General features: G+C 41.4%; 23 protein-coding genes and 1 tRNA gene. 13 read left to right on the plus strand and 11 right to left on the minus strand.

The window, feature by feature from the left end:
* Position 1: 1 nt before the first annotated feature.
* Positions 2 to 1,459 (plus strand): oligosaccharide flippase family protein, encoded by a 1,458-nt coding sequence (locus ACZ41C_RS14305; RefSeq protein WP_464562381.1) that lies wholly within the window; start codon positions 2 to 4, stop codon positions 1,457 to 1,459.
* Position 1,460: 1 nt separating this feature from the next.
* Here the strand turns inward: ACZ41C_RS14305 and ACZ41C_RS14310 are convergent, their stop codons facing one another.
* From ACZ41C_RS14310 to uvrA, 3 genes are all read right to left on the minus strand, one after another.
* Entirely contained in the window at positions 1,461 to 2,492 is a 1,032-nt protein-coding gene (locus ACZ41C_RS14310; protein WP_138258475.1) for an AI-2E family transporter, read from the minus strand.
* Between the two features lie 210 nt (positions 2,493 to 2,702).
* Positions 2,703 to 3,902, minus strand: coding sequence for a hypothetical protein (locus tag ACZ41C_RS14315; RefSeq protein ID WP_464562383.1), 1,200 nt, complete (start codon positions 3,900 to 3,902; stop codon positions 2,703 to 2,705).
* A gap of 149 nt (positions 3,903 to 4,051) precedes the next feature.
* The gene (uvrA, locus tag ACZ41C_RS14320; protein WP_464562385.1) at positions 4,052 to 6,829 is read right to left on the minus strand and encodes an excinuclease ABC subunit UvrA; all 2,778 of its coding nucleotides are present in this window, start codon (positions 6,827 to 6,829) and stop codon (positions 4,052 to 4,054) included.
* A gap of 243 nt (positions 6,830 to 7,072) precedes the next feature.
* Between uvrA and ACZ41C_RS14325 the strand changes: the two genes are divergently transcribed.
* The 3 genes from ACZ41C_RS14325 to ACZ41C_RS14335 all read left to right on the plus strand — a co-directional run bounded on the left by ACZ41C_RS14325 (position 7,073) and on the right by ACZ41C_RS14335 (position 8,780).
* Positions 7,073 to 7,654, plus strand: a complete 582-nt coding sequence (locus tag ACZ41C_RS14325; protein ID WP_154919880.1) for an RNA polymerase sigma factor — start codon at positions 7,073 to 7,075, stop codon at positions 7,652 to 7,654.
* A 73-nt stretch (positions 7,655 to 7,727) separates the two neighbouring features.
* Entirely contained in the window at positions 7,728 to 7,871 is a 144-nt protein-coding gene (locus tag ACZ41C_RS14330) for a hypothetical protein (protein WP_162850214.1), read from the plus strand.
* A 327-nt stretch (positions 7,872 to 8,198) separates the two neighbouring features.
* The gene (locus tag ACZ41C_RS14335; protein WP_154920308.1) at positions 8,199 to 8,780 is read left to right on the plus strand and encodes an RNA polymerase sigma factor; all 582 of its coding nucleotides are present in this window, start codon (positions 8,199 to 8,201) and stop codon (positions 8,778 to 8,780) included.
* Between the two features lie 227 nt (positions 8,781 to 9,007).
* Here the strand turns inward: ACZ41C_RS14335 and ACZ41C_RS14340 are convergent, their stop codons facing one another.
* Complete coding sequence (locus ACZ41C_RS14340; RefSeq protein ID WP_464562388.1) at positions 9,008 to 9,670, minus strand: endonuclease III domain-containing protein; 663 nt, start codon at positions 9,668 to 9,670, stop codon at positions 9,008 to 9,010.
* A gap of 52 nt (positions 9,671 to 9,722) precedes the next feature.
* Between ACZ41C_RS14340 and bcp the strand changes: the two genes are divergently transcribed.
* On the plus strand, positions 9,723 to 10,175 hold the full coding sequence (bcp, locus tag ACZ41C_RS14345; protein WP_464562390.1) for a thioredoxin-dependent thiol peroxidase: 453 nt from the start codon (positions 9,723 to 9,725) through the stop codon (positions 10,173 to 10,175).
* 20 nt (positions 10,176 to 10,195) lie between these two features.
* On the opposite strand, the gene ACZ41C_RS14350 is transcribed toward bcp, so the two are convergent.
* Entirely contained in the window at positions 10,196 to 11,674 is a 1,479-nt protein-coding gene (locus tag ACZ41C_RS14350) for a nucleotidyl transferase family protein (RefSeq protein ID WP_138258381.1), read from the minus strand.
* Between the two features lie 165 nt (positions 11,675 to 11,839).
* On the opposite strand from ACZ41C_RS14350, the gene ACZ41C_RS14355 reads away from it, so the two are divergent.
* The gene (locus tag ACZ41C_RS14355; RefSeq protein WP_464562392.1) at positions 11,840 to 12,616 is read left to right on the plus strand and encodes an MBL fold metallo-hydrolase; all 777 of its coding nucleotides are present in this window, start codon (positions 11,840 to 11,842) and stop codon (positions 12,614 to 12,616) included.
* A 3-nt stretch (positions 12,617 to 12,619) separates the two neighbouring features.
* Positions 12,620 to 13,114, plus strand: a complete 495-nt coding sequence (locus ACZ41C_RS14360) for a hydrolase (protein ID WP_464562394.1) — start codon at positions 12,620 to 12,622, stop codon at positions 13,112 to 13,114.
* On the opposite strand, the gene ACZ41C_RS14365 is transcribed toward ACZ41C_RS14360, so the two are convergent.
* The 5 genes from ACZ41C_RS14365 to ACZ41C_RS14385 form a co-directional block, all read right to left on the minus strand.
* Positions 13,111 to 13,770, minus strand: a complete 660-nt coding sequence (locus ACZ41C_RS14365; RefSeq protein WP_464562396.1) for an alpha/beta hydrolase — start codon at positions 13,768 to 13,770, stop codon at positions 13,111 to 13,113. The two genes, ACZ41C_RS14360 and ACZ41C_RS14365, sit on opposite strands and share 4 nt — an antisense overlap.
* A 3-nt stretch (positions 13,771 to 13,773) precedes the next feature.
* The gene (locus ACZ41C_RS14370) at positions 13,774 to 14,100 is read right to left on the minus strand and encodes a hypothetical protein (protein WP_138258385.1); all 327 of its coding nucleotides are present in this window, start codon (positions 14,098 to 14,100) and stop codon (positions 13,774 to 13,776) included.
* Position 14,101: 1 nt separating this feature from the next.
* On the minus strand, positions 14,102 to 15,361 hold the full coding sequence (locus tag ACZ41C_RS14375) for a dihydroorotase (RefSeq protein ID WP_464562399.1): 1,260 nt from the start codon (positions 15,359 to 15,361) through the stop codon (positions 14,102 to 14,104).
* A gap of 7 nt (positions 15,362 to 15,368) precedes the next feature.
* On the minus strand, positions 15,369 to 17,288 hold the full coding sequence (locus tag ACZ41C_RS14380; RefSeq protein WP_464562401.1) for a BatA domain-containing protein: 1,920 nt from the start codon (positions 17,286 to 17,288) through the stop codon (positions 15,369 to 15,371).
* Between the two features lie 90 nt (positions 17,289 to 17,378).
* Positions 17,379 to 18,386, minus strand: coding sequence for a glycosyltransferase family 2 protein (locus tag ACZ41C_RS14385; protein WP_464562403.1), 1,008 nt, complete (start codon positions 18,384 to 18,386; stop codon positions 17,379 to 17,381).
* 427 nt (positions 18,387 to 18,813) lie between these two features.
* On the opposite strand from ACZ41C_RS14385, the gene ACZ41C_RS14390 reads away from it, so the two are divergent.
* Positions 18,814 to 19,800: an Ig-like domain-containing protein gene (locus tag ACZ41C_RS14390; RefSeq protein ID WP_464562405.1), complete on the plus strand. Its 987-nt coding sequence runs from the start codon at positions 18,814 to 18,816 to the stop codon at positions 19,798 to 19,800.
* 275 nt (positions 19,801 to 20,075) lie between these two features.
* On the opposite strand, the gene ACZ41C_RS14395 is transcribed toward ACZ41C_RS14390, so the two are convergent.
* Positions 20,076 to 20,291 (minus strand): glycosyltransferase family 2 protein, encoded by a 216-nt coding sequence (locus ACZ41C_RS14395; RefSeq protein WP_464562407.1) that lies wholly within the window; start codon positions 20,289 to 20,291, stop codon positions 20,076 to 20,078.
* A 125-nt stretch (positions 20,292 to 20,416) separates the two neighbouring features.
* On the opposite strand from ACZ41C_RS14395, the gene ACZ41C_RS14400 reads away from it, so the two are divergent.
* The 5 genes from ACZ41C_RS14400 (at position 20,417) to ACZ41C_RS14420 (ending at position 23,410) form a co-directional block, all read left to right on the plus strand.
* A tRNA-Ser gene (locus ACZ41C_RS14400) sits at positions 20,417 to 20,501 on the plus strand.
* Between the two features lie 289 nt (positions 20,502 to 20,790).
* Complete coding sequence (locus ACZ41C_RS14405) at positions 20,791 to 21,291, plus strand: hypothetical protein (protein WP_464562409.1); 501 nt, start codon at positions 20,791 to 20,793, stop codon at positions 21,289 to 21,291.
* Between the two features lie 122 nt (positions 21,292 to 21,413).
* Entirely contained in the window at positions 21,414 to 22,100 is a 687-nt protein-coding gene (locus tag ACZ41C_RS14410) for a hypothetical protein (protein WP_464562411.1), read from the plus strand.
* Between the two features lie 189 nt (positions 22,101 to 22,289).
* Positions 22,290 to 22,781, plus strand: a complete 492-nt coding sequence (locus tag ACZ41C_RS14415) for a RidA family protein (RefSeq protein ID WP_464562413.1) — start codon at positions 22,290 to 22,292, stop codon at positions 22,779 to 22,781.
* Positions 22,782 to 23,272: 491 nt separating this feature from the next.
* Positions 23,273 to 23,410, plus strand: coding sequence for a hypothetical protein (locus ACZ41C_RS14420; protein ID WP_161595344.1), 138 nt, complete (start codon positions 23,273 to 23,275; stop codon positions 23,408 to 23,410).
* Positions 23,411 to 23,453 lie beyond the last annotated feature (43 nt).

Here is a 23,453-nt window from a genome sequence, read left to right on the forward strand (position 1 = left end):
CATGGGCATCGTACTAAAACAATCCTTGAGCAATACCATGGTTACCTACCTTGGATTTGCCATTGGTGCGGTAAATACGCTATTTCTATATACTAATTTTATGCAGCCGGAACATTATGGTCTGGTTCAATTGATTTTGTCTGTATCCGGGGTTCTTATGCCTATCTTGGCCTTTGGAGTGCCCAATAGCCTTGTAAAGTTTTACAGTAGTTTTAATACCGAAAAGGAGCAGGACCAATTTTTGGGCATGATGCTTTTTCTACCGTTGCTCTTTATCGTTCCTATAGGTGTAATCAGTTTTTTTGCCAATGAGGCCATTGGGAAATTGCTATCAAATGAAAACCCGGTTGTGCGGGACTATGTTTGGCAAATATTCCTGATCGGAATTTCCATGGCCTATTTTGAGGTTTTCTACGCATGGGCCAGAATCCGGATGAAGTCGATTTTTGGAAATTTCATGAAAGAGATTTTTTGTAGGATAGGGCAGAGCCTTTTACTGGTTCTCCTTTGGTTGCAGGTACTGGATGTGCCCCAATTCATCAATGCCTTGGTGGGGTTTTACATTTTGAGAGTGGCTATCATGAAGTTGTATGCGTACCGACTTCGGTTTCCAAAATTGGCCGCTGTACTACCTTCCAATTGGCGGGAAATCCTTCAATACAGTGCCTTGATAATCTTGGGAGGGTCTACCGCCATTGTACTTATGGAGGTGGACAAGGTCATGCTCAACAATTATTTGCCCATCGAAAACGTGGCCTTTTATGCCGTTGCAGGCTTTATGGCTACCGTAATTGCCGTACCCAGTAGGGCGATGCATCAAATAACCTACCCCATGACGGCCGAATATATCAACGCCAATGATATGAAGTCGCTTGGAGGATTGTATCGGAAAAGCTCCCTGACGTTATTCATAGTTTCATCCTTGCTGCTGATTTTAATACTGCTGAATTTACAGGATTTGTACAAACTTTTGCCATCGGATTATAGTGAGGGATATATCATTGTGTTTTGGATAGGTTTGGTAAAAGTCTATGATTCCTTGTTGGGCAACAATAACTCTATATTGTTCAATTCCAAATACTATACATCTGTGTTGTTTTTTGGTGTTTTATTGGCCATTTTGGCGATAGGTTTCAATCTTTGGTTGATACCAAAATTTGGGCTGAAGGGAGCTGCCATTGCCAGTTTTTCGGCGTTTTTTATTTACAACTCATTGAAGTTGTACTACGTGAAAACCAAGTTTGGTCTTCAGCCTTTCACAAAGGAAACTTTAAAAGCCCTTTTGTTGGTACTAGGGTTAGCGCTTGTTTTTTCCGCGATACCGTTTTCATTTCACCCCATCTTAAATATAGGGGTCAAAAGTATTTTAATTTCGGTGGTTTATTTATTGATACTTTATAAATTCCGAATTTCAGAAGATATTCATGCCGTTTTGCATAGATACTTGCGTAGAAAATAATTTATATTTGACGTGATTCTTCCGATTTTCGTAAACCGTACTGCTCTTTATAAACTTTAAGCAAAACTAAAAATAGGTTTACAATTAAGGGACCAAAAATTAGTCCTACAAATCCAAAAAGGGGTATCCCCAGAAGTACACCAATAAGGGTTATCAATGGATGGATGCTATCCAATTTTTGAAGTAACAAAAGCCGAATAAGGTTGTCAGTAGAACCTACCACGACCATTCCGTAAATAAAAATTCCCCACGCCTGAAAGTCGTTTCCACTGGCCAGACTCAAAACGAATACCGGAAAAATCCCGACAAAGGTCCCAATAAAAGGTATCATGGATCCTATGGTGACGATTACGAACCAAAACCACGGATTATCAATGTCGAAAATAAAAAAGCCTATAAGAGCGATAATTCCTTGTGCAATTGCTACCAAAGGTATTGCTATTGCGTTGGAACGGACCACCTTGTCTATTTCATTTCCCAGGGTAACCAATGTTTTATTGCTCAACGGAATATATTCCATTAAGGAATCCCTCATTTCCTTTGGACCTATGAGCATGTAATATAAGATGATCAAAAGTACCCCAATGGAAACAACTATGTTAAGGGTACCACTTGCAAAGCCCGAAAAGTTGTCAGTAACCCACCCCGATGCCTGTTGCGGGTCAATGGCATTTGAAATATCATAACCTAAATGCTTTTCCAATACGAAAACTTGTTCCTTAAAAGCACTGATAACTTGTTCCGATTTATCGGCCAAGTTACCAATTTTAAATCCTAGCATATAAATGGCACCGGATAATGGGATGCAGATGCCAATGGTGGCCAAAGTAATCAGAATAATTGCGGACCACCTTTTTCCCAATCGGGTCTTTTGGAGTCTTTTCATCCATTTTCTTAGGATGACATACAACGTAAGTGCTCCCAAAACCCCCGAAATATAGGGTAACATGGAGTCGAATATGAGCCAGCCAAAAAAAAGAATCAATATTAGAAGTAATAATTGCCGGATCAACTTTGGATGTATTTTTTTCAATCTACTTATGGAATTAGGTTTTTGGGAAGCTACCAGGTTTTAATCAAATAGATTGATGCACATGGTGAAATATGTAGTCTAATTGCAATTTGTATCAAATTAAATTGGATTAAAATATGTCAAAGAAATTCCTATCAGCAAAAAAAAGCCCTGCAGCAAACGAATTTGCTACAGGGCTAAACAACTAACCAACCTAAAAACTATCTTTAATTATTCATAATTCCTTCGAGAAGCTGATCTTGAATTGCTACTTCTGGTAGTACCTCGGGACGGTGCTTTATTCACCGACCTTGTAGATCTGCTTACCGTGCTCCTATCGTTAGAAGGAGTTTTGGAAACGGTCCTTTTAACGGTTCTCTGGGTTACGGTTCCACGATCGCTACCACGGTTCACCGTACTTCTTTTGACAGGTGCATTATAGGTAGTGGTACTTCTTTTAACCGTAGTACTTCTTGGGGTTCTGGTTACTTCCCTAGTGGATACTACTTTTCTTTTTTCGTTACCTCTGACCGTATTGTTACTACCTCGGTTTACCGTTGTGGCACTGCTTCTGTTCACGGTAGACGACCTTCTAACGGTATTGTCATAATTTCGTCCGTTGTTTCTTGAAGCTACACTTCTACCAGATTTAAAATCATCACTTCTTCTAGCCGTATTGGTATTGGAACGGAGGCTGTTATTGTTTCTATAGGTCACGCCCTTATTACCTCTGTAGGAGTTCTCCCTAACCGCCACTCTATTGTCATTTCTATAAATACTGGCCCGCTCGCGCCTTACTTGATTGTACCTGTGCTCCCTACCGATCTCTACATAAGCCCTACGGGTGTTGAATCTGTAAGGTCTGTAATAGGTGTATCTAATTGGCGTGTAGAACCTTCTGTAAGGTCTGTTGAAAACCAAGGCGAATCCTATGGCCGGTCTTACGAAAAATCCATGGAATGGTCGGTATACATAATGTCTGTTATAGATGTTTATGAATCCGGTATGGTAATCGTAAAATCCCCTGTTATCATAGAAAACGAACATCCCACCAACGCTGCGTACCCTATTGTTTCTATATCTAATATCCACGTCGCCTATTTGGGTAACCCTACCATAAAAGTCGTAATAAATAGGAACGTTTTCCACTTGAATCACCGCACCGTAATCATCATACTGTGCGTAAGGGCTATAATCATATCCTGAGTTGAAGGTTATTCCATTTCTTCTTCCAGTAACATAATCCTCAATGTAGAAATCGAACTCCCCATCTGGATATACTGAAAACGTAATGCCATTTTCAACAAAAATAAATGAGTTGTTGTACCTATAAGCATTGCGCGTTGCAACCTTATCTTCTACTGTACTTTTGGCCAAGACACCTGTAGTGCCCAAAATTACCGCCGCAAAAAGGAGTACAAAATTTTTCATAATATAAGGTTTTAAATTCTAAGTGCAACTATTTGCACTCGCCTGATATAAAACAAACAGCGTGCCAAAAATTTATCAATCCATGTAAAGTATTGATAAACAGAATATTAAAAAATAATTAACTCCCCTAAATTTCTATTCTAAAGGGATTATAGCTTTACCTGAAGATATTTCGCCGTAAAAGATTTGGAGTTTTTTGCCACTTCCTCAGGGGTGCCCTCTGCCAAAAGATATCCCCCGTTTTCGCCGCCACCGGGACCTAGGTCGATTATATAATCGGCACATTTGATAAGGTCAATGTTATGCTCAATTACTACAATTGAGTGTCCTTTCTTTATCAAGGCGTTGAAGGATTTCAAAAGTTTTTGGATGTCGTGAAAATGGAGTCCGGTCGTTGGTTCGTCAAATATAAAAAGTGCCTTGTCCTTTGTAGCACCTTTTACCAAAAAGCTAGCCAATTTGATACGTTGTGCCTCACCACCGGATAGGGTAGAGGAGGATTGCCCTAAGGTTACATAGCCCAAGCCCACATCCTGTAAAGGTTTAAGTTTGGCAACAATCTTATTTTGTAACCCAATTTCAAAAAAAGCGATGGCATCGTCAATGGTCATATTGAGAACATCATCAATATTCCTATCGTTGAAGGTGACCTCCAATACGTCCTTTTTAAACCGTTTTCCGTTGCAGGTATCGCATTCCAGATGAACATCGGCCATGAACTGCATCTCTACAGTGATTTCACCTTCTCCCTTGCACTTTTCGCATCGGCCACCATCCACATTAAAGGAAAAGTGTTTCGCTTGATAATTCCTGATTTTGCTCAGTTTTTGGCCCGCATAGAGGTTCCGTATTTCATCATAGGCTTTTATATAGGTAACCGGATTGGAGCGGGAGGAGCGTCCTATGGGGTTCTGGTCCACGAACTCCACATGTTTTATGTGCTTATATTTACCCTTTACGGAACTGAACTGGCCGGCCTTTTCACCATAACCTCCCGTTTCTTTGAGAATGATGGGATACAACAGTTTTTTTACCAAGGTGCTCTTTCCACTGCCCGATACCCCCGTAACCACGGTAAGCATATCCAAGGGAAAGGTCACGTTGATATTTTTAAGGTTATTGGCTCTGCACCCAATAATTTCTATATGGTTTTTGGAAGTCCTTCTTTCGATGGGGACCTTTATTTCTTTGGTACCGTTCAAATAACTGGCAGTTAGGGAGGTGGAATTTAGGATATCCTCCATGGTGCCTTGGGCTACGATGTTTCCGCCATGGGTACCGGCTTCCGGGCCAATATCTATTACCTCGTCTGCAGCTTTCATGATGTCCTCGTCATGTTCCACAACGATGACCGTATTGCCCAAATTCCTTAGGGACAGCAATACTTCGATCAGGTTTTCCGTATCCTTGGGGTGAAGCCCAATACTGGGTTCATCCAAAATGTACATGGAACCTACCAGGCTACTCCCCAAGGAAGTAGCCAGATTTATCCGCTGGCTCTCCCCACCGGATAAGGTATTGGACTTTCTATTCAGGGTTAGGTAATTAAGTCCTACTTTGTCCAAGAACCCCAAACGAGTATTGATTTCCTTTAAAAGCCTGTCGGCTATTTTGGCATCATGTTGAGAAAGTTCCAAATCGCTAAAAAATGGTATCAACCGCTCAATGGGCAGTCCCACCAAATCCGAAATGGACTTGCCGCCAATTTTTACATATTCCGTCTCCGGTCTAAGTCTTTTCCCATTGCAAACATTGCATTTTGTCTTACCGCGGTACCGGGAAAGCATCACCCTATTCTGGATTTTATAACTTTTTTCCTCTAGTGTTTCAAAGAATTTATGAAGGCCGATGAAATGCTTGTTCCCGTCCCAGACCAATTTTTGTTGTTCTTCCGATAGTTCAAACCAGGGTTTGTGAATGGGAAAATCGAATTTATAGGCACTGTTCACCAACTGATCGCGGTACCAGCCCATGCTTTCGCCCCGCCATGGAAAAACGGCATTCTCATAAATGGAAAGGGCCGTATTGGGTATTACGAGGTCTTCATCGATACCGATAACATCGCCATACCCTTCACATTTAGGACAAGCCCCATAGGGATTGTTAAAACTGAAAAGATGTACGTTCGGTTCTAGAAATGTCATGCCGTCCAGTTCAAACTTATTGCTGAACTGGCGTTGGTCGGAATTTTCCATCTCTTCAATGATACACTGCCCTTTCCCTTCAAAAAAAGCATTGTCCGCGGCATTTGCCAATCGGTTATAAAAATCTTCATCGTCCTTGGTTATGATTCGATCTACCACTAGGTCAAATTCCTTACCAATATCGGCAGGTGCCTGATCTATTCGAATTACCTTGCCTTGGTATTTTATACGGGCATATCCTTGCTTGGAAAATAACTGGAGCGATTTTACAGAATTCCTGTCCTCCCTAATTTTTATGGGGGCCAAGAGCAATAATTTTGTATCGGTTTCAAAGTTCTTAACGTATTCAATAACATCGGATACGGTATTCTTCTTTACCTCATTACCCGATATGGGCGAAAAGGTTTTCCCAATTCGGGCGTAGAGCAGCTTTATGTAATCGTAAATTTCGGTAGTAGTGCCAACGGTCGATCGTGGATTCGTTGAGTTTACCTTTTGCTCAATGGCTATGGCTGGGGCAATACCTTTTATATAATCGACTTTGGGTTTGTCCAATTTCCCAAGGAATTGCCTAGCGTAGGAGGAAAGGCTTTCTACATACCTTCGTTGCCCCTCGGCAAAAAGTGTATCGAAGGCCAAGCTCGACTTACCGGAACCCGATAAGCCTGTTATAACTACCAATTTGTTCCTGGGAATTACAACATCGACATTCTTAAGATTGTGCAATTTAGCACCCTTTATAATTATGTTTTTTTTAGGGTCAACCTGGGATAGTGTAGTCATAGCATTCAATAAAATTGCAAAGATACACTATGGAGTTTAGCTAAAAATCCAAATGCCACAAATCTCATTTCATCGAGTAGTTTTTCACATTTTTTTTGGAGTATTTATTTTTTTATATATTTGAACTTCAATAAAAAAGAAGTGCCTATAGCCTAAAATTACTTTTGAAGTTAAAAATAATGTAAAAATCCGCTTGCCCCATGGGCTTTCGGACCCCCAATTTAACCCACAAAAGTAAGGCTTATGATACAGGAACTTGAAGATTCCCATTTGGTTAAGGATTACATGAACGGTAACGAAAGGGCCATTGAGGTTCTAATCAACCGTCACAACGCACGTTTGACAGGTTTCATCTATTCCAAAGTAGGGGACCGGGAACTCACCGAAGATATTTTTCAGGATACCTTTATGAAAGTCATACGCACACTCAAGCGAGGTGCTTATAATGAAGAAGGTAAATTTTTGCCTTGGGTAATGCGTATTGCCCACAATCTAATTATAGACCATTTTAGAAAAAGCAATAGAATGCCCATGTGCGATGGAACGGATTCGTTCAACATTTTTTCGTTGATGGGTGACGAAAAATTAAATGCCGAAAAGCAATTGATCAAGGAGCAGATCGATACGGATCTGTTAAGAATGATAAAGGAACTTCCCGAGGACCAACAACAAGTTTTGCATATGCGTCTATTTAAGGATATGAGTTTTAAGGAAATTTCTGAAAATACGGGTGTAAGTATCAACACGGCTCTGGGCAGGATGCGCTACGCGTTGATTAACCTTAGGAAGCTTGTAGAAGCCAATAGTATAGTTTTAACGAATTAATTGGTAACAGGTCGAGTGGATCTACTATATTGGTTCCGTTGGCGTTTTTTAGATGTAACCAAAACGGAAGAATATGGAAAAAATTTACCAGACTACAGAAAACACTTCTAAAAAAGTATCCGCGAAACCTGAAACGATCAAGTTTTTACTGGATTATTCAAAATCACTCAATATAACGGAAGCCAAAGGCATACAATTTGAAAGTAATTTGAACTAGTTATATTTTCTACTATACTACAGGAACCCCGGGAAAGCATTTCCCGGGGTTTTGTGTTTTATCGATTAAGGTACTACTAGAGGAGGTTTACCACATCCAGGTATTTACATAGCCTTTTTTAAATGGCGTAAGTAACTATTAAAATGTGTATTTATTGTACAGAAAATAAGTTTCCATGTTTTCACATCAGAAAAAGGCGGTTTTACAACATACTTTTTCCTACAGGGTGTGATTTATCTAGTTTTATATCAGAATTGAACGACTAATTACAATTAATTAATAACCAAATCAGGATCCCCACCCTGTCACCTAATGAAAGTAACTAATATGGAATTACAGATTGAAGATTCAGAACTAGTAAGAGATTATATCAGCGGCGATGAGAAAGCATTGGAAATCCTTATCCACAGACATAATCAACGTATTACAAGCTTTATTTATTCCAAAGTATTGGATAGGGATATAACCGAGGATATTTTCCAGGATACCTTTATCAAGGTTATCAAAACCCTTAAAAAAGGAAACTACAGTGAAGAGGGCAAGTTCTTACCTTGGGTAATGAGAATTGCGCATAACCTTATTATAGACCACTTTAGGAAAAATAAAAGGATGCCAATGTTTGAGGGGAATGAGGATTTCAATATCTTTTCTGTAATAGGTGATGACAAATTGAATGCCGAAAAGCAGTTGATCAAAGATCAAATTGATACGGATTTAAGGGAACTGATCGAAGAATTACCGGATGATCAAAAAGAAGTTTTGATTATGCGTATCTACAAGGATATGAGCTTCAAGGAAATTTCCGAAAACACTGGGGTTAGTATCAATACGGCACTGGGGAGAATGCGATATGCCCTGATCAACCTTAGAAAAATAATCGAAAAACACAATATCGTTCTAACGAATTAATCCTACTCAAGAATAGCTGAACAATATTTCCATTTTAGTTGCGTTAAATTAATGTAACAACAATGGAAATATGGAAAAAATTTACTCTAATTATCAGGAAAGAACTGAGTTTAAAAAAGTTTGCCCAAAAACGATCAACTTTTTGTTGAGTTTTTCAAAGGCTTTGTACGATGTAAAATACAAGGACTTGGAGTTCGAAACTTATTTAAACTAGAATACTGACCCGCTTAGCGGGTCTTTTTTTTATGTAAGTATTCATCGATGACGGATTTCCTTCCAATCGTTTTGGTGATGATATCCTTCTCAAGATCCCAACCTCTAGCTGGCGAGTAATCCCTGCCGTACCAAATGATCTGTAGATGTAGGTCGTTCCATAATGGCTTGGGAAACAACCTTTTGGCGTCCTTTTCAGTTTGCACGACATTTTTTCCGTTTGAAAAGCCCCATCGGTACATCAACCTATGGATGTGCGTATCTACTGGAAATGCTGGTAAACCAAATGCCTGTGAAACCACCACACTGGCGGTTTTGTGACCTACGGCCGGAAGTTCTTCCAATAATTCGATTTCCTTAGGAACCTCCCCGTTGTATTTTTCAATCAAGATTTTTGACAGTCCATGTATTCCTTTGGATTTCATGGGTGACAGCCCAACGGGTTTAATGATTTCCCTAATTTCCTCCACGCTCAGTTTTACCATGTCAAAAGGATTGTCCGCTTTTTCAAAGAGTAGGGGGGTAATTTGATTGACCCTAACATCCGTACTTTGTGCGGACATGAGGACCGCGATCAAAAGCGTGTACGGATCCTTATGTTCCAGAGGAACGGGAATGGTGGGATATAGTTCCTGTAATTTTGAAATAGCGAAAGATACCTTTTCTGCCTTCGTCATTTTTGTTTAATTTTATAAAAATAATATTGAACAAAATATAAGATAATTGACTATGAAAACACTAAAGGAAGGGGATAAGGTCCCTCAATTTTCAGCCAAAGATCAAGACGGCAATACTATTAATTTATCCGATTATAGCGGAAAGAAATTGATTGTTTTTTTCTATCCCAAGGCAAATACCCCGGGCTGTACTGCCGAAGCATGTAACTTAAGGGATAATTATAAAGCTCTTCAAGATGCTGGTTATGAGTTGCTTGGTGTTAGTGCCGACTCCCAGAAACAACAATCTAACTTTAAGATCAAGTATGATTTCCCATTTCCGCTCCTGGCCGATGAGGACCACACGGTCCTGAATATATTTGGGGTGTGGGGTCCAAAAAAATTTATGGGACGGGAATATGACGGTATTCACAGAAAGACGTTTGTAATCAATGAGGAAGGTACAGTGACCAAGGTTATCGACAAGGTAAAGACCAAAGACCACGCCGCCCAGTTATTGGACTAAAAAAACCCCCGTATAGGGGGTTATTTTTTTTCTATTTCCTTTTCAATTTCTTCCGGTTTCGAAAGTTCTTTTTTATTGAATAGGTTTTTTTCCTTGATGATTTCTGCAATACCTTCTGGCAGCATTTTTTCCCATCCGTCTTCACCGTTCATGATTTTTCTCAGTACGTCCCTAGAGAAAATATCCATGATATCCGGTTCATAGTCTATAATGTCCATGACCTTACCGTTATACTTGAAGAATTTGTAAAGCTCCTTCATCCTTGGATGCACCTTTACATTGTTGCTGGTCATGACCTGGCCGGTATCCGGGTTTTTCATTGGATACAGATACACCTGTAAATCTTTAAAGAATAATTTTCCAAAGGCCTCCAAAATACCACCGCTCAAGTGGCGATAGTACTTTTCATCAAAAATATCGACAAGATTGTTGACTCCCATGGTAAGTCCGATCCTATTCTTGGTGTAATTGTTGAAATACTCTACCAGTCTGTAGTATTCCTGAAACTTGGAAATCATAACGAAATGCCCAAGGGAGCACAGTAGTTCCGCACGGTCCATAAAATCTTCCTCGTCAATTTCTCCGGATGCTTTTAGGTTGGACAACGTGATTTCAAAGATTACAATACTGTTTTCTTGATCAACCTGTGGATCTCTAACAAAAATATCATAGGACTTATGGAACATGTCCATATTCACTTTGGTAACCGGTCTAAAACTACCTCTAAGGGCTAAAATATTCTTTTTGTAAAGTACTGCGGCAGGTAAAAGGTTGTTTCCGTCCGGACCGAACATTACTGCGTCGGTCATATCGTTTCTGATCAGTTGAAGGCTCATCAATCGATTGTCCACATCCTTGAAATTGGGCCCTGAAAAATTGATCATGTCAATTTCCAAGGTGTCCTTGTCTATATGATCATAAAGATATTTCAACATTTTCTTGGGCTTGTGGTACTTGTAAAAAGCACCATAGATCAAGTTAACTCCCAAGATACCTAAGGTCTCTTGTTGCAGCCTGGCCTCGTTTTGTTTAAATCGAACGTGCAGGACTATTTCGTCGTATTCTTTCTGTTTGGGGTCCAATTGATATCGGATACCTACCCAACCATGTCCCTTATAACGTTTTGAGAAATCTATGGTGGCAACGGTATTGGCATAGGAAAAGAAAACCCTGTTGGGGTGTTTTTCCCGGCTGATTCGTTCCTCCATCAACTGCATCTCATATTTGATCATGGTTTTCAGCCTGGCCTGTGTTACATAGCGGCCGTCTTCCTCCACGCCATAAATGGCATCGCTAAAATCCTTGTCATAGGCACTCATGGCCTTGGCAATGGTACCAGAGGCCCCGCCCGACCTAAAGAAATGACGAGCTGTTTCTTGTCCGGCCCCAATCTCGGCAAACGTGCCGTAGATATCGGGATTTAGGTTTATTCTTAAAGTTTTGGCTTTGATCGAGGGTATATTCTCGAAAACACTTTCTCTCTTTAAAACTGAGGCCATTCCTATAAATTGTTTCAACAAAGTTATGAAGAAAGGGCAACCTAACGGCGAAACCAATCAAAAAAATGCGGCTCCCCATTAAATTACGTAGGGGCCTATCGCTTTGCCGTAAGCTTATTCCTATTTGGGCCGCTATTTCTTAAATAAGGATTACATTTGGTGAATATGGATGAAGGCCTTAAAGTTACTTTTCTAGGAACGGGAACTTCCCAAGGTGTACCCGTCATTGGTAGTGAACACCCGGTGTGTTTGAGCGAGGATTCCAGGGACAAAAGACTTCGGGTGTCCGTCTTGCTTTCTTGGGGAGGCTATAACTATGTGATTGATTGCGGACCGGATTTTAGACAACAAATGTTGGTCAATAAGGTTAAAAAACTGGACGGGATCCTGTTTACCCACGAGCATTCGGACCACACGGCGGGCATCGATGACATTCGGCCTTATTTCTTTAGGCAAGGGGATATTCCCATATTCGCCCATAAACGGGTGGTGAAATCCTTAAAAAGACGCTTCGATTATATTTTTCAGGATAAGGACAGATATCCCGGGGCACCTTCCGTAGCGATTAATTTGGTGGAAAAGGATACCGATTTTGAGATAGGGGACCGTCGCGTCACGCCCATTCAGGTAATGCACAACAGGCTAAAGGTTTTTGGCTATCGCATAGGTGGTTTTACTTATTTGACCGATGTAAAATCGGTTACCGAGGAAGAACTTGAAAAGATAGTGGGCACCAAGGTATTGGTGGTCAACGCCTTGCGCATAGAGCTACACCATTCCCATTTTAACTTGGAAGAAGCGCTGGACTTTGTGAAAAAGGTAAAACCACAGCGCACCTATTTTACCCACATTAGCCATTTGTTGGGTTTTCATGCGGAGGTTGAAAAGAGTCTTCCTAAAAATGTACATTTGGCCTACGATAATCTCACCATTGCGATATAAACCATGAAGAAGAATATTTATTTGTACTTGTTTATTTTTTCCGCCTTGATCTGTCTTTATCTCGCGGTTAGAGGCAGTAAAATGTCCGAAGTTAATACGGCCAGAATACAAAGTTTGGAGGGCAAGGTTGAAAATCTTAAGGATTCCCTGCAACAAAGTGAATTGCGTGCTTTGGAAATGCAATATTTTTCCTTGGAGAACAATGACGATGCCTTGGCCTATTATGACCATTTGGGATTGGAAAATCCTACGCGTTATATTTCCGATAAATTACTGGAAACCAACGAATCCAAGGGGGATAATCCGCTGGTACCTTATGAGGGCATGCAAAATGATTTTAAGATCAACAAGATCAAGGTGCTGAACCACAAATGGATTTTGGCCGATTTTTCGGATGGAATGTACTGGGGCGAAATCCTGATACGCTATGAGCTAAAGGACGATCTGGGCGTCGATTTTACCCTGATAGACCATTTATTATACACCCGAAGCAACTAGCGGTTTGCTTCCAGCCACTTTTTGAAGGCATAGAAATTCAGCGGTGCCACCCCGTGTCCCACAGGAAACTCCTCAAATACATGGGAAACTCCCAACTTGTTTAGAAGTAGGGGAGCCTTTTGCGCCCATTCAATCGGTATCACTTGGTCCACCTGTCCGTGGGAGGCATAGATTTTTAGGGAATCGAAATTATTTTTGGTATATCCTTCTTTTAGGATCCGCTCGTTGATATAGCCGCTTAGCGCGACCACTCTTTTGATTTTTTCGGGGTAGGAGAGGGCAACGGCATAGCTTAGGATGGTACCTTGGCTAAATCCCAGAAGGGTTACATCCCCTTCATCCAAATGATAGGCAGTACAGGCCTCATCGATAAACGTGCGGATTTTGTCCCGGGATTCAATCGCCTGCGCATCGTCGCTCCATTTTCCCTGTTCGTTGTCAAAATGAATGGCGTACCAAGCATAGCCAAAAGGTTGAAGGGTATAGGGCGCCCTCACTGAAATGATGCAATACTCGTTGGGCAATTCGTCCGCAAAGGAATAAAGGTCTTCTTCATTGCTGCCGTAACCGTGCAACATAAACAGTACGGGGGATTTTCCCTGCTTTATGGAGGAAGGTTTTATGATGTGTTTCAAGGATAAGGGGGCCGTCGTCATGTGCTATTGAATAAAGGTGAACCATTTTTGAAAATAGGTCCCAATGATGGGGACAAGTTGCTTTTTGTTGTTCAGGGCACCCAAAAACCCATAAAACCAAAGGGCCAGATAACAAATATAAAGTCCGTAAAGGCCGTACTGATTGTACCAAACACTGGAAAAAAGCGCAAAGGCATGGAACAACAGGTGTATCCCAAAAGCCTGCCGTATATGGAACCTGGCAAATTCATGTTTGGGCTCCACGTTCATGGTAATGGCGATAAGGGCCCCAATGAGGGTCAAATAGGAAATGATGGCCGTGTTTTTTCCGGCTACTGCATTTGCTGCCATACTACTCGTTTAATTGGACTTGTTTGTTGGCAATGGTTCCCAGCACTTTTCCCTTCAGGGTATGGCCCAGAAAGAGACTGTTCTTTGAACTGCTTTCTATATGGGATTCCGTAAAGATATATTCCTTCGTTGGGTCAAAAAGCGTCAGGTTGGCCTTGGCACCTTCTTTTAGTTCCGGATTTTCGATTCCGAAGGCTTCCCTGCCCTGGGTTAGGATGTCAATGGTTTCCTCGATTGAAAAAAGCTGGTTCAAGGCCCCAAAACTGCTTTCAAGTCCTGTAGTACCGTAATCGGCATTGTCAAATTCTACCTTTTTTAGTTCTATGTTCAAGGGGGTATGGTCACAGGTCACAAAATCGATGGTGCCATTTTTGACCGCTTTTAGGAGTTCCTTGGAGTCCTTGGAAGTGCGTAACGGCGGAAGGACCTTGTAATTCGCATCAAATTCTTCCAATGTGTCGTCCGTATGGAACAAGTTATGAACGGCCACGCTGCAGGTTACCTGTAGCCCTTTTTTCTTGGCCGCTGCCACCAGTTTTACGGAATCTGCGGTACTTAGGGTGGGGATGTGCAGTTTACCTCCGGTATATTCAAGGATGAACAGGTCCCTGGAAACCTGAAGTTCTTCGGCCATGGCGGGTATGCCCTTTAATCCCAGTTTGGTACTTACGACCCCTTCGTTTACGATGCCCTTTCCGGCTATATGGGTGTCCAGCGGAAAGCTTATTACCATACCGTCAAAATTTTGTGCGTACTGCAGGGCGATTTTCAACAGGTTTGGGTTGGAAACGGCATGCTTGAAATCGTAGAAGCCCACGGCCCCTGCGTTCTTCATATCGTACAGTTCTGCCAAGGCCTCCCCTTTGCCACCAACGGTGAGGTTTCCCAAGGGGTGCAGCTTGGTCAAATGCCCCTTGCCCGCGTTTTTTAGAAAGACGATATCGGAACTACTATCCGGCAGCGGAAAACTGTTAGGATTTAGCACGATGTCCGTAAATCCGCTCTTGGCGGCCGTATCTAGCCCGTTTTCAATGGTTTCCCTTTCCTCATAGCCCGGTTCGCCAAAGCTTATCCCGGTATCCATCCATCCTACGGAAACATGTAAATTGGGGAATTCAATGATTTTTGTCTTCGCCGGCGCATCGATGGAGGTGGCAATCTTTTCTATAAGGCCGTTCTTGATTAATATATCCCTCTTCTTAAGGTGGTTTTCCTTGGTTGCCCCATTTACAATCTTTACCGATTTTAGAAGTATGTTCATCTAAGCCTTATTTTAAGAACCTCTGAAGTGCGGATTCCATTAGTACAAAAACCAGTGCTAAAATAGCAAACCATTTCCAGAATTCGTTGACGCTGTTGGATTTTTGGACATCCTCAAAAAAACGGGAAATGGAGTCAAAGACCCGGTCGCTTTCAACCGAACCGATATCCAAATATCGAAGTTCGCTTTCCTTGCGGTCGTAATTGAAACTTAATTGGCCAAGGCCCTCATTACCGTTCCTAATTTGAAAGATTCCGTCCGTTTTGGGGTTTTCGTCAAAGGTCAGTTGCACTTTTTTGGGCAGGGAAATTTGTTGGGGAATAAACTCATAATCGTCCTTTGCAACCTTCAAAATACGGTCCTTGGAAAGGGAAATGGGTATTTCCAAAGTCGCTTGGGTCCCTAGGGTCTGGTACAGTTGGGGCAATTTTAGGCTGTTGCGGGCCATGTTGTAAAATGTGGGAACGATGAGCGGCGAATTCTTAAAATTGGAGTTTTGCTGGTTTAAGGCCGATGCAAAGAAAAAGGCGTTTTCGTTCCCTGTCAAAAATGCGTTCCCGTTCTGGAACGTAAGGATTTTAGGACCTTCGGAACTAAAACTGTAGAAACTTTCTACCTCCGGATATTGAAAATTCGTCACGCGTTTGTTGAACACATTTTTATAGATGGGATGCTCGAACGCAATACCGGAAATGGAGGCCTTCTGGGGTAGCAGTGGGCCGTAGCTCGTATTGAAATAGGAAGCGGCAAGACCGTTATAGGAGGCTATATCGATGTTCTGTGCGGGAATGACCACAAAGCTGCCCCCGTTCTGAACAAAGGTGCGCAACGTACTTTGCAATCCGGCGGGAATCTGCTCCAATTCATTCAATACCAATAAATTATAGTCTTCAACGGCACTGTAATTCACTTGGCCCAAGGGCGTAGTTGTGAAATCAAATTCATCCGGGCCGTAAATTCTTCTGAGGAATTCGGGGTGGTTTTCCGAGATGGCCAGCACCCTGATTTTCTTCGGACTGTCCAAATTGAAATAAAATTCGTTGTCGTATGAAAGTCCGGTGTCCGAAATAACGATCCTACCGGCGATGGGCGCATTGGCGGGTACTGAAAAAGTGACCGATGCATTTCGGCCGTTCGCAAAGGGCGCAGCGGTTTTCGCAATTAGATTGTCCCCATTATAAAGGGAGACCGGGTGGCTTTCCAGGGTTTCATTGGAGGATAACACTGCGGTCAATTCCACCACCGCATTGTCCGATTCCGAAATATAGACCGAATCGATGGAGACGTTCAGCAAATCCTGTGGCACCTGTTTTATAAAATAGATATCGGGGTTTTCCTCCGTATCGGGTAGGGGTCCCAGACGTTCTTGAAAATCGGAAATAAAAACGGTCCTTTTAATAATGTCCGGGTCGTTTTGGAAGAGGGTAGTACTGCGTAACAGTACCTGGTCCAAGGACAGTTGATTGGTACTGGGTGCTAGGTCGATGAGCTCATTTTGTATGTCCGCAATTTCCACGTCCTCGAACACCCGATCATTCGTCAATAGGGAAAACGAGCTGTTTTTTGGAACATTCTTTATGATTTCCTGCACCATGTTCTGCAGGAGGGTGCCATTGTCCAATTTCGCCTCCATGCTATAGGAATTGTCCAGGTAGATGACCATTTGCTGGGGCTTTAAGGCATTTTCATTGGCACTGAAAGGCTGGGCGAACGCGAGTATTAAACTGGCAAAGATCCCCAGTCGGGCCAAGAGGATAAGCCACTTTTTGAGTACACTGCTCCTTCTGGATTCCGAAACGACCTTTTTGAGCAGTTTTACATTGGTAAACGGCGTTTTTTTGAATCTGCGGAGCTGAAAAAGATGGATAATAATTGGAATGGCTAGAAGCAAAAGGGCCCAAAGAAGTTCTGGATATTTAAACTGCATTCCTTAACGTGATTGGTCAAAGATAGGGATTTTGTTCGTAGGAGTAGACGCGGTTTTTTTATTCTTCTGGTGATTATCGTAACAGAAAAATCAGCAGAAAAAGAAATAGTCCGTCATGTGCTTCAAACCCAGTTTCTTAAAATACCCTCTTATTTCCTCTTGGGCCTCTTCATTGGCCACGGTCACGATGCTTTGGGAAAAACCGATTTTAACCAGTTCTTGAAACGGTAGCAGGGTCTTGCCGTAAATCTTCTTCCCGATTTTCTTTGGGTTGTCACAGATCCATGTGAATTCGATATGCTGTTCGATTAGGGATTTGGCAATTTTTTTCCCCTTAAAACCCGCGCCCCAGACAACGAGTGTCCGCTTGGGGTCATGATCCAGCTTTAAAAAATAATGGAGCTTGATGTCCAAAAAATAGTTTTGGGCGTAGTGTTCGCTGGTTCGGGAGGTGCGGTGGTCATAGTCCCTCCAATACAGTAAGGTTTTATCGCAGGGAATGATGTTGAGTCCGGCTTCATAGAACCGAAAGGTAAGGTCGTAATCCTCTGGATATCGAAATGGGTTAAAACCGTCACAGGCATCAAAATCGGTTCTATGTAACATCCAGCAGGGGGAAGGAATGACACATTCCTTGTAGATTTCGTTGAAATTGATGCCCTTAGCCGTGAGTCGGTTCAACCATTTTTCATAACGGTCGTAGCCATCGCTAATACCCCGGTGCGAGAAATATGTTACCTGCCCCACGGCAACGTGTCTCTCACCATGTTCCAGCAACGAATTTGTCATAACCTCCAGTCGGTCTGGGGTCATGATATCGTCGGAATCCATTCTGGTGATGAAAGTTCCGCTGCTTTGGGCATAGGCCATTTGCAAGGCATGGATCACACCGGCACCGGAATTTTCAACCACCTTGATACGCGTATCCTTACTGGCATATTCCTGTACGATTTGCAGACTTTCATCCGTGGAGTGGTCGTTCACGGCGATGACTTCCCAAGATGGGTAGGACTGTGCCAAAATAGAATCCAGGCATTCCCGGAGATAGGGCGCCGTGTTTTTAAAGGGAATGAGGATGCTTACCAAGTTTGCCTTCATTCCGGAAAAGTACTAAAATAAGCACTTTATAAGCAGCATTTAATGGGACGGTAACTTCTATGGCTTTGTAGACCGGAGCCATTGTTGCCATCTAGCCAATGCCTTACGGTCCTCCTTTTCCCTATTTTGGGGCATGAATAAAGGACCTGATTTTGAAAAATCCAACTAAAACATATCCAAGAAAATAGCATAAAAAATCGAAGTTTGGGGTCCCTTTCAATGACCAAATAATATAATCGTTGGCTCTCATTCTTGAAGGTCAAAGAACGATTATTGATTTTACCTGATAACGTAATACCTACTTTTGGTCAAAGGTCTTTCCATAGGCTTTCGCCTTTAGAGGGGTTTACCTCATCATTTTGGACATTCACAACATAAAATTGCCATTGTCTTCATTATTCTTAAAATTGGTTTATTATAAGAAAAAATGAGTGTTCGCAGTTTTTTGGTTGTTTTACTGTTATTGTCCTCCATATTGGCGGTTGCACAGAATCTACCGCCAGTTGGCAATGACGATTTTTACAATGTGGGTTACCAAATCCCATTGGCGATAGATGACCTGCAGGGTGTTTTGGCGAATGACACGGATGCCAATTTTGGCACCAACCTTCGATCTAGGACAGCTCCTGTTATCGGACCAAGTTCAGGAAGCCTTACCTTGGATACTGATGGTAGTTTTTTGTACACTCCCAATACAGGGTTCGTTGGTACTGATAGTTTTACCTATAGGGTATGTGATGAGGGTACTCCAACGGAGGTAGTATCCAGATTTGATTTTGACGATCCCAATTTGGCCCTGGCTACCATTGGACCAAATGCAACTTCTGTAAATCCTTCCGCAGGTCAGACAGGTTGCGGAATCTATTTTCCATCAGGTGCCGGTGGTTCTGCAGGTTTTGACATCAATATACCTAATACGGGAGGTATTTTTGATTTTACCAGTTTTACGGTTTCCTTTGAATACGAAGATCAAGAGAGTACTGCAGATATAATTACTGCCGGAAATTTTAGGGTATACCACATTTCGGGCAATAATATGGGGCTACGGGTAGACGTCATCAATGGATCAACCGGTTTGCCGGATTCCTTTACTGTGAATTTAGGAAGTTTTGTTTCCGGTAATGTGCCATATACCATACATTATGACGAACTCTCCGGAAACGTTACCTATACGGCAAATGGTGCAACCAGCGTTTTTGCATTGGCACCCGCCTTTTCTCCCCTAAATACGGGGTTGGCTACAAACATTATTTTGGGTAGGTTCATGGATGGTAGTGGATCTTCAAGGCCCTCATTGTGCAGCATGGAATTTGTGGACAATAGCTACCTGTGCGATACCGCAACGGTATATTTAAACGTTGTCGCCAATATCGTGACCAATAGAAGAATTACGTATAGGGTAAAGCGCAATTGACGAGCCTTTGTTGTTTTTATCCTATCCTTATACTTTCCAAATGGCACCTATGACCTAAGGAATTTAATACATTACGCATTGTGGACTGGGTGGCAAAAGTTGTAGAAGAAATGGATGCCATCGGATTTTTTAAATATTTCTACTATTGGATTATTTATTTGAATTGAAGCAGGTGGTAAGGCTTCCAGTTTATGGTATTACCCGGAATAGGCACGACTACGTACACACAAAAACCCTCCAAAAATAGCGTTTGTTGGTTTTGTATGTTCAATCGTTTATGAGATTGGACTTTTGGTAATAAGGAATTTACTTCGTGCATCCCGACTGGCATATTCCTGTACGATTTGGAGACTTTCATCCGTGGAGTGGTCGTTCACGGTGATGACTTCCCAAGATGGGTAGGACTGTGCCAAAATGGAATCCAGGCATTCCCGGAGATAGGGCGCCGTGTTTTTAAAGGGAATGAGGATGCTTACCAAGGGGTCTGCCATGGGAGGCAAGTTAGGAAAATGCTGGTACGTGATGTAAATATTTGCAAAGGTGATTTACGGAAGATATAATTATAGCAGAAAAGATTTTAAATAAGTAAAAACCTTTCTATATTTGCACCCGCTTAGGAGAAATGGCAGAGTGGTCGAATGCGGCAGTCTTGAAAACTGTTGAGGGTCACACCTCCGGGGGTTCGAATCCCTCTTTCTCCGCAAAAGAAACCCGCAACGAAAGTTGCGGGTTTTGTGTTTTAAGGAGCGTCAAAAGCGTGCTTTTGCAAGCGGAATAAAACACAAAACCGAACAAACGCAGTTTGTGCAGGTTTTCATGGGTGCCCGGGATTGCCTTTATGGGATGCACGTAGTGAATCCCAATTCGTCCAAAATGCGCAAGGTGTCAATTTTTGGATACACTTCATTTCAATATTTTCACTCGTTTTATTTCTAAATTAGGGATTTATACATTTGCTATGCAGCTGATTAACCATGTTAGCAATAATCTATGTCTGCCACAAAAATAGATTCCTTATTATTCAAGTCAATAATGGATGATTTGCATCCAGAAAAAGAAATGTCCAAAATGATTGGGGCAATTGCGTTTGAAAAGATTGGAATTCTAAGTGAAAAATATTTCAATATTAACTTTTGCCAATTAATTATTAACTCAATAGAATCCGAGTTTGAAGTAAGGAAAGTTGCTTTGATTTTTGACGTTATGGTTTGGTCAACACCAGATAATGGAAAGAAATTAGATTTTTTAACTAAAAACTGGGTTGGGTCAGAGGACTTAATTAAAATTAAATCAATGATTTTCAGATACGAGTGGCTACCAATAAATTTGGATTGGAAAAAATTGAGCAGACAGATTATAAAACAGGACAATAGGCTTGCGGATCTAGTTAAATATTATGAGGAAGAATTAAATTACTGGAATACCACTGGACTTAGAAGAACAGAATTATTAAAAGAAAAAATAAATTTATATAGCAAGTTCAGTAAATAACTAAATAGTGCTTTAGATTAACTTTAATTATAGGTCTATTATTTCACTGGCTTCTGTTTGGTTTGGCTTTATACAAAGTCAGTAAATAAGCATAAACGAAACATATCCAAATTAATAATTAAATGAAAAATGAACCTTGGAAATCTGGACCAAAAGAATTACTAGAGCATGGTCTTGAGCATTTATCGCTTGAAACCGATTTCGATTATCGAATGGGAATTATAGCTATAGACAATTCGGTTGAATTGATGCTCAAGACCTATTTAGGGCTACCTAAAAGGATTACGCAGCTTAAAGGAGTATCTAGAAAAATATATGCTGAAGCAACCAAAAGTTTTCCAAATCTCTTGGATGCAATGGAAAACCATGCAAAGGATAAACTTGTGGGAATTGAACTTGGCGAAATTGAATGGTACCATAGAATAAGAAATCAACTTTATCACGATGGAAATGGAATAACAGTTGAAAAGGAAAAAGTAATTGCGTATTCCAGCATAGCAAAGATTTTGTTTGAAAATTTATTCAACGAAAAACTTGAATTAAAAGGAATCCATTATAGAATCGATGATTTTCTTTTAGCATGGGCAGAGTTCAAGACATTGATAGTAAATCAAGGACCTAAAATATTTAGGTTAAAAAATTTTACCAAACTTTTTAATTTATCGGAGTTAGAAGAACGTACTCTTGCGGACATTATAAATTTTCGAAAGCGCTTAATACATTCTCCAGATGAAATTGATGAAAGAGAATTATCAACAAAGGTTAAAGAATTGATTGAGTTAATAGAAGCAATTAAAGATCGGAAATAAGTAAGTATTTAAAGCAAACGGTAAAATAGGTTGCTTGAGATTTTCCGATTATGCTGATTTACAATCTGTGCCATTCTTCCGTTATCGCTTGAATCATTATTTAATAGATCCACTTCAAAACTTACCACGGAAACGCCATGAAAACAAACCGAGCCTAACGAAAAAAAAACGAACCAAAAACGAATCCAAATGAGATATGCATTCCCTTTTATGGCCCTCGTGGTGCTTGTGTTCTCCTGCCAAACCAAAACAGGTAAAACGGACAAATCCCAACCGCATACCCCGGTAACTATCGGGGCCAAAACCCAACTCACCAAAACCTATATCGACCCCGGTCCGGGGTATTCCCAAGCGGTGGTGGTGGAAGCGAACGGTATAAAGACCATCCATATCTCCGGGCAAGTGGGCACGGGCCCCAATTTTGAAAGCCAGTTAAAGGAGGCCTTGGAGGGGCTCTTAAAAACCTTGGAACATTCAGGGGCCAGCTTTGAGGACGTGGTCAAATACAATACCTATATCGTGGATTACCAACCCGCCTATCTCGATACCTTTAGAACCCTTCGCAAACAGCTTTTAGGGGATAAGGATATGCCTGCCAGCACCTTGGTGGGGGTAGAGGCCTTAGGCCTTCCGGAATGGAAGGTGGAGATCGAGGCCATAGCGGTCGTGCAAAAAAAATAAAAAGTCATTTCAAACCATTGGAAAAAATTTTCGTTGAAATGTGAATGACATTTTTTTGAACGGAGTGTGTAGATTTCGATGGTGCTTTTATGCTTATAAATTAAAGTTGGTATCGTCCGTTGAAAATCAGCCATAATGAACGAAGGGTTGGAAGTGCGGTACGCTAGTACAACGCATGTAAGCCCGATAGTGAACGGTGCGCGGCAATTGCCTATTTTCAACTTGATTTTTTTGCTTTGTTTTTTAGTTCTGCTGAGCGAAGTCGAAGCATCAAGAAAAAAATGAAGGGAAAGCCATGAGTATTGATGCAATCTAAATATCCGGCAATTTTTATGTTAAGAATTATGTCATTGGTAACCATATAACATGCATGCGGGAAATCTAATTTCAAATTAGATTTCTCGTCGCCTTGCCTGTCTTGGGCGACAGGCTAAGGGCGCTGTCGAAATGACCCTCGCTGGCGCGAGCATTTGCTATTACCTAATTACAAAATGAAATCCATTGTATTGAAAAGCCATCCAGACAGGGCAGATAGGTTTTCCATCCTGACCGTTTCCCGCGATCAGAACCTGTTCCAATCCGTTGGCACCCCTTCATTTTGGCAAATACGCAAATTCGAGCATATTTAATTAACTATTCCTCGATCGCACTTGATAATAGGTGTTAAATAAA

Source organism: Maribacter sp. C-4077, from assembly GCF_055378385.1.

Coding starts and splice junctions, on each gene's coding strand:
- ACZ41C_RS14415 (WP_464562413.1), top strand. CDS start 22,290: ATGAGATATGCATTCCCTTTTATGGCCCTCGTGGTGCTTGTGTTCTCC.
- ACZ41C_RS14375 (WP_464562399.1), bottom strand. CDS start 15,361: ATGAACATACTTCTAAAATCGGTAAAGATTGTAAATGGGGCAACCAAG.
- ACZ41C_RS14355 (WP_464562392.1), top strand. CDS start 11,840: ATGGATGAAGGCCTTAAAGTTACTTTTCTAGGAACGGGAACTTCCCAA.
- ACZ41C_RS14395 (WP_464562407.1), bottom strand. CDS start 20,291: ATGGCAGACCCCTTGGTAAGCATCCTCATTCCCTTTAAAAACACGGCG.
- ACZ41C_RS14340 (WP_464562388.1), bottom strand. CDS start 9,670: ATGACGAAGGCAGAAAAGGTATCTTTCGCTATTTCAAAATTACAGGAA.
- ACZ41C_RS14330 (WP_162850214.1), top strand. CDS start 7,728: ATGGAAAAAATTTACCAGACTACAGAAAACACTTCTAAAAAAGTATCC.
- ACZ41C_RS14325 (WP_154919880.1), top strand. CDS start 7,073: ATGATACAGGAACTTGAAGATTCCCATTTGGTTAAGGATTACATGAAC.
- ACZ41C_RS14420 (WP_161595344.1), top strand. CDS start 23,273: ATGAAATCCATTGTATTGAAAAGCCATCCAGACAGGGCAGATAGGTTT.
- ACZ41C_RS14360 (WP_464562394.1), top strand. CDS start 12,620: ATGAAGAAGAATATTTATTTGTACTTGTTTATTTTTTCCGCCTTGATC.
- ACZ41C_RS14385 (WP_464562403.1), bottom strand. CDS start 18,386: ATGAAGGCAAACTTGGTAAGCATCCTCATTCCCTTTAAAAACACGGCG.
- ACZ41C_RS14365 (WP_464562396.1), bottom strand. CDS start 13,770: ATGACGACGGCCCCCTTATCCTTGAAACACATCATAAAACCTTCCTCC.
- ACZ41C_RS14390 (WP_464562405.1), top strand. CDS start 18,814: ATGAGTGTTCGCAGTTTTTTGGTTGTTTTACTGTTATTGTCCTCCATA.
- ACZ41C_RS14335 (WP_154920308.1), top strand. CDS start 8,199: ATGGAATTACAGATTGAAGATTCAGAACTAGTAAGAGATTATATCAGC.
- ACZ41C_RS14315 (WP_464562383.1), bottom strand. CDS start 3,902: ATGAAAAATTTTGTACTCCTTTTTGCGGCGGTAATTTTGGGCACTACA.
- ACZ41C_RS14405 (WP_464562409.1), top strand. CDS start 20,791: ATGTCTGCCACAAAAATAGATTCCTTATTATTCAAGTCAATAATGGAT.
- ACZ41C_RS14370 (WP_138258385.1), bottom strand. CDS start 14,100: ATGGCAGCAAATGCAGTAGCCGGAAAAAACACGGCCATCATTTCCTAT.
- ACZ41C_RS14410 (WP_464562411.1), top strand. CDS start 21,414: ATGAAAAATGAACCTTGGAAATCTGGACCAAAAGAATTACTAGAGCAT.
- ACZ41C_RS14380 (WP_464562401.1), bottom strand. CDS start 17,288: ATGCAGTTTAAATATCCAGAACTTCTTTGGGCCCTTTTGCTTCTAGCC.
- bcp (WP_464562390.1), top strand. CDS start 9,723: ATGAAAACACTAAAGGAAGGGGATAAGGTCCCTCAATTTTCAGCCAAA.
- ACZ41C_RS14305 (WP_464562381.1), top strand. CDS start 2: ATGGGCATCGTACTAAAACAATCCTTGAGCAATACCATGGTTACCTAC.
- ACZ41C_RS14350 (WP_138258381.1), bottom strand. CDS start 11,674: ATGGCCTCAGTTTTAAAGAGAGAAAGTGTTTTCGAGAATATACCCTCG.
- uvrA (WP_464562385.1), bottom strand. CDS start 6,829: ATGACTACACTATCCCAGGTTGACCCTAAAAAAAACATAATTATAAAG.